This window comes from Aminobacter sp. P4_H6_2 (genome assembly GCF_056400805.1).
Genome location: NZ_JBFUKO010000423.1, coordinates 1 through 4,720, shown reverse-complemented (window position 1 = coordinate 4,720; position 4,720 = coordinate 1). Strand labels below are relative to the sequence as shown.

Here is a 4,720-nt window from a genome sequence, read left to right as displayed (position 1 = left end):
ACACAGATTGGCGCGTTGCTGCATGCCACCCGAAAGCTGCCAGGGGAATTTTGAGCCAAAGCCTTTGAGTCCGACCAGAGCCAGCATCGCTTCAGCTCGAGCAACGTATTCGGCCCGATGCTTCTTCAGCCGCTCGCGATATGGCGAGACGATCTCGAGCGGCAACATGATGTTGTCGAGGGTCGTACGCCAAGGCAGCAGCGATGGATTCTGGAACGCCATGCCGACGATTGACAGGGGCCGCGTGACCCGCGCTCCATCGACGGCGACGCTGCCTTGCTGGGGGATGACCAGCCCGGTCGCGAGTTTCATCAGTGTCGATTTTCCGCAACCGGACGGGCCAACGACCGCAGCGAACTCGCCCTTGCGCACCGACAGCGTCAAATCCTCGACGGCCTTGATGCCGCCTCCCCCACCGTAGGAAAGCGCCACGCCGGAAATATCGACGAAACCTGGCACTGCCGTGTGCTCTCGGCTGGTTTCGCTACCGGCGCTGGCTTTGTCACGAGCAGGCCGCACCATAACATCTTGATCACTGTGCATTGTCGTCTTGCTCCATGTCGGAGTTGGGCCTTTCAGCCATTGTGTGAACGATGCGCCCAGCCGGTGTAGCGCTGCTCGATCAGGGCGGTGACGGCATAGAGAACGATGCCGAGCACCGAGAGCACCATCAGCGCGGCAAAGACGATCGGCACCTGGAATGCGGCCTGGGCGTCGAGCATGAGCTTGCCAAGACCACTGCTGGCACCGGATGTCTCGGCAACGACCGCGCCAATGAACGCGAGCGTGATCGCGACCTTCAGCGAGCCGAAGAAGTGCGGCAATGACCGAGGAATGCCCACCTTGATCATCACCGTGAACTTGTTGGCCCCCAGCGCCCGCAGCACGTCTTCGAGTTCCGGCTCGACGGTTGCTAGGCCTGTCGCCACATTGACCACGATCGGGAAGAACGAGATCAGGAATGCCGTCAGGATGGCGGGTACAGCGCCAAGCCCGAACCATAAGATGAGCACCGGAACCACCGCGACCTTGGGGATCGAATTGAAGGCGATCAGGATCGGATACACCGCCGAATAGACCGCCCGATGCCAGCCGACGGCGACCCCCAGCACTAGGCCTGTGACGATGGCCAGCATAAAGCCTACCAGCGTCGTCCACAGCGTCACCAGAGCATTTTCCCAGATTACCGCCCGGAACTCCCAAAGTGCGTAGAACGTCGCCGACGCGGTGGGAAGAATGACTTCCGGTACATCAAAGACACGGCAGACCACTTCCCAGGTTACGAGCAGGGCGAGTGCGAATAGCAGCGGTGCGCCAAGCTTTTCGCCGTACCACCACAGCTTCAGATTTTTCTTCGAAACACCGGCAACGCCCGCGGGCGGGCGTTCCTGCAACATGCTCGTATCGGTCATATCTTCACCCAGTCCAGTTTGAACCGCGCTTCGCCTCGTGGGCTTTTGCGCACGCAACCATGAGGGTCCGCCAGCGTCGGGCGCCGGCGGAGGCATCACTTGACCATCCGCTCGTCTTTCGGCGGCAAGAATTCCGAGGTGTACACGTCCTCGGCTTTGGGCTTGTTCTTGAACGGGAATGCTGTCGCCAGCTGATCGATCGAACGGCCAAGACGCGCCATATCGGCGTCGCCGAACCCATTTTGACGAACGTCGTCAGTCAGATAGCTGAGGGCGGTGACCACCTTGAGGCGTTCAAGCTCGATGTCGGCCTTTGCCACCGGATTGTATTTGAGCAAGCTGGCAATGGCTGCGTCGGGGTCGGCGAAGGAAGCGAAGAACCCCTTGATGGTCGCCTTGACGAATTTTCGGACGGCATCGGGATGATCGCGGATAAAATCCGGGTTTGCCATGACCGCACTGCCATAGAGGTCGAGGCCGAAATCGCTCATCAAGAGCATACCGATCTCGTCGTCTGGTACCCCCGCGGCCTTTACGCCCAGCTTGTTGCTGGAAAATGCGGTGACCGCATCGACCTGGCCCTGGGCAAGCAGTGCTTCGCGCACCGGAAAGCCGACATTTTCGATTTTGACTTTCGACGTGTCGATGTCGTTGAGCTTGGCGAGGATTGGCCAGTGCGAAAAGGCGGCGTCCGCCGCCGGCGCGCCGAGGATCTTGCCTTCGAGATCCTTTGGCTTGGTGATGTTGTTTTTCTTGAGCGTGAGAATGGCGAATGGCGGCGTGTTGTAGGTGATCAGCACCGCCTTAATGGGGACCGCGCCGACACCGTCGCGATATTTGATCAGCGCGTTGAGGTCCATCTGGCCCATGTCATAGGTGCCCGAGGCAATGCGATTGATGCCGTCGAGACTGCCGGTGCCCGGGTCGATGGTGACGTCCAGTCCCTCGTCCTTGTAGAAACCCTTGTCGAGGGCGACGAGAAACGGCGAAACATGGCCTTCGAAGCGCCATTCGTGCAGGAAGCGCACCTTGGTGAGTTCCTGCGCCGCAGCCGGGAATGTCAGGATAGCCAATAAGACGGCCGTAAGGCCGCAAACAAATCTCTGCAATGTCTCCTCCCAGTGTCCAAACGCGCCCAATGCGCGTTGAACCTCGACCTCCGGAGGCGACCCACTTCGAACTGTCCGCAAAGCTTGGCTTGGCGGAGGCCGAACGATCGACCACGGAAACTCTCGCGAGTCCACCGACGAGTTGAGACTTGCTGATCTAGAGTAGCGCGGCTCCACTCATTGGCAAAACCCAATGAGTGAGCAATTATCTCCTCTGTCTGTTCCCTAAGCAGAGGTTAGTGCGCTTATACTCACGCTTCGATTAAAAGCCCGGCGATCTTCATTGTCAACGACTGTTTACTCCATCCGCACAAACAGGCGGACTTGAGGGTCCCGAACGGCGACCGCCGCTCAGCGAGCAGCTTGCGAGCGCCGATCACCAGATTGGAAAACTGGCTCTGCCCAGTCGTCGTTCTGCCGTCGAGCCTCCCAAGGACACTGCCGGTCTAGCAGCGAAGTTCTGCGGAAACGAATAACGGACATTGTGTCGTACGTGTCAGCCATGCCGGCCTGGATGCGAGGTCACTGGGGTGGATTGGAGCTCTCTTCGTGCGCCTTCCGATCTCTGGCACGAGCGGAAGCGAGCCAAGCTTCAGTTGTCGAGCGTTCTGTCTTCGCGTTCTTCTTCGCCCAGTTCAGATATATTGTGGCGCCCTGCGAGCGCATGGCCAAGGCAAGAGCCGCGCTTGGGCTCAGCTCATATCGCTTCCGGAAAGCACGGCTGAAATGTGCTTCGCTGCGAAACCCGTGCTGATGAGCGATCACTGAAATTTTCAGTTTGCCCGCGGATCTTACAATAGCCTGAAGGCTGGACGTCAGTCGTTCGCCAAGCAGCCAGCGCTGTACCCCTCCATGGGCGGCAAACGAACGAAACAGTTTCGATCGCGAGACGCCCAGCGCGGTCGACAGCTCGTCGGGGCCGAAGTCCGGATCCGACATTCTCCGTTTGGCCAGCCGATGAGCGCTATCCAGAACTGAGACATTGTCTCGCTTCCTTTTCGGCGAAGCGACAGGAAGGGTGGTCGCGGCAAACCGCAAAATGCCGTCGACGGCCGACTGAGCCTGGTCAATGCTGAGTCCGTCGATRTGATCCACAAGTGACCTGATCTGCGTGCCAAGGAGGTTGCCGGCGCTGCTGTTTGCGGACAGCACCATTCCGTGGACGACGCCTTGAAGCCCGGGCGGTGCGCTCGCTCTATCGAAAGTAAGCGTTATCCCTTCGTAGCCGGGCGTGTGGGATTCGTACGGCAGTGAATAATCGACGGCGACGATGTCGCCTGGAACATGGGTTTGCTTGCGGCCGTCGTAGTCGGTCACAACGCTTCCGCCTGTAAGCAGATAAAGTGACATCTGAGAGATTGGTCTGTCGTCAATGACACGCTGTGTCCGAGACATCGTCATAGCCGACCCGCCGTTGACCTGCACGAAGGCTTCGGGGAGCTGCCAACTGCAGCCGTGAAAGTCGAACAAAGTCGGGTCGGCGTCGTCCGGTATGGCACAGTCAACCAATCGCGAGAGCGCCACCTTCCAGGCGGCGAAGCATTCCATACCCGGAGAAAACGGCCAAACAATACCGCGCGATGCGCGCGCCACTTCAGACAACGGCTTAAGTTCAGATGCCGCTTTTTCGACCATTCCGTGATCCTGCTGCCTGTACGCCACTGGTTCTCTGGCTTGCAATCTCAGTCTGTGGGTTTCCCGAAGTCGAGTCTGGCTCGTGCATTCGCGATCAAGGAAAACATCGATACGCAGCGTAAGCGATGGCGCCCATCTTCAAACCCCTTTCAATCAGCCTGCGCGAGTGCGGAACATAATCGCGGCGAACATGAGTACGCCGGTGAAGACCACCAGAGATGACACCGCGACAACTGGCTCCAATGACGGGTTTCCGGTCAGCAGCAAGTAGAGAGCAGGCGTCATCACAATCACACCGCCAGTGTAGACATAGTATTGCACTTTCGCCAAGCGTGTCCCGGCACCGCGCGGGTTAAGCGCGTGAAACGCGCCGAATATAGACATCGTCACCCAGCCGAGGAGATTGATATGCGCGTGTGCGCCGGCTGCAACGTAGTCATGGGCAATCGACATCTGCAGCCCGACCAGAATCCCGGCAATTAGAAAGCAAATTGCAGTGATGAAATACAATCTGGAAATGTTTGGCATGATCCCCCACGTTCTGTCGGTAAATGTGATCAATGG

At 58.7% G+C, this 4,720-nt stretch carries 5 protein-coding genes; all 5 read right to left on the bottom strand.

The features are described 5' to 3' along the window. The coding region (locus AC1DUU_RS23390; RefSeq protein WP_476785775.1) for an ABC transporter ATP-binding protein at window positions 1-459 on the bottom strand (459 nt) is incomplete at its 3' end. A 116-nt stretch (window positions 460-575) separates the two neighbouring features. Beyond that, window positions 576-1,412, bottom strand: coding sequence for an ABC transporter permease (locus AC1DUU_RS23385; protein WP_476785773.1), 837 nt, complete (start codon window positions 1,410-1,412; stop codon window positions 576-578). 95 nt (window positions 1,413-1,507) lie between these two features. After that, window positions 1,508-2,485, bottom strand: coding sequence for an ABC transporter substrate-binding protein (locus AC1DUU_RS23380; protein WP_476785772.1), 978 nt, complete (start codon window positions 2,483-2,485; stop codon window positions 1,508-1,510). 558 nt (window positions 2,486-3,043) lie between these two features. Beyond that, window positions 3,044-4,156, bottom strand: a complete 1,113-nt coding sequence (locus AC1DUU_RS23375; RefSeq protein ID WP_476785771.1) for a helix-turn-helix domain-containing protein — start codon at window positions 4,154-4,156, stop codon at window positions 3,044-3,046. A 153-nt stretch (window positions 4,157-4,309) separates the two neighbouring features. After that, on the bottom strand, window positions 4,310-4,684 hold the full coding sequence (locus tag AC1DUU_RS23370; RefSeq protein ID WP_476785774.1) for a hypothetical protein: 375 nt from the start codon (window positions 4,682-4,684) through the stop codon (window positions 4,310-4,312). Window positions 4,685-4,720 lie beyond the last annotated feature (36 nt).

Coding starts and splice junctions, on each gene's coding strand:
- AC1DUU_RS23385 (WP_476785773.1), bottom strand. CDS start 1,412: ATGACCGATACGAGCATGTTGCAGGAACGCCCGCCCGCGGGCGTTGCC.
- AC1DUU_RS23370 (WP_476785774.1), bottom strand. CDS start 4,684: ATGCCAAACATTTCCAGATTGTATTTCATCACTGCAATTTGCTTTCTA.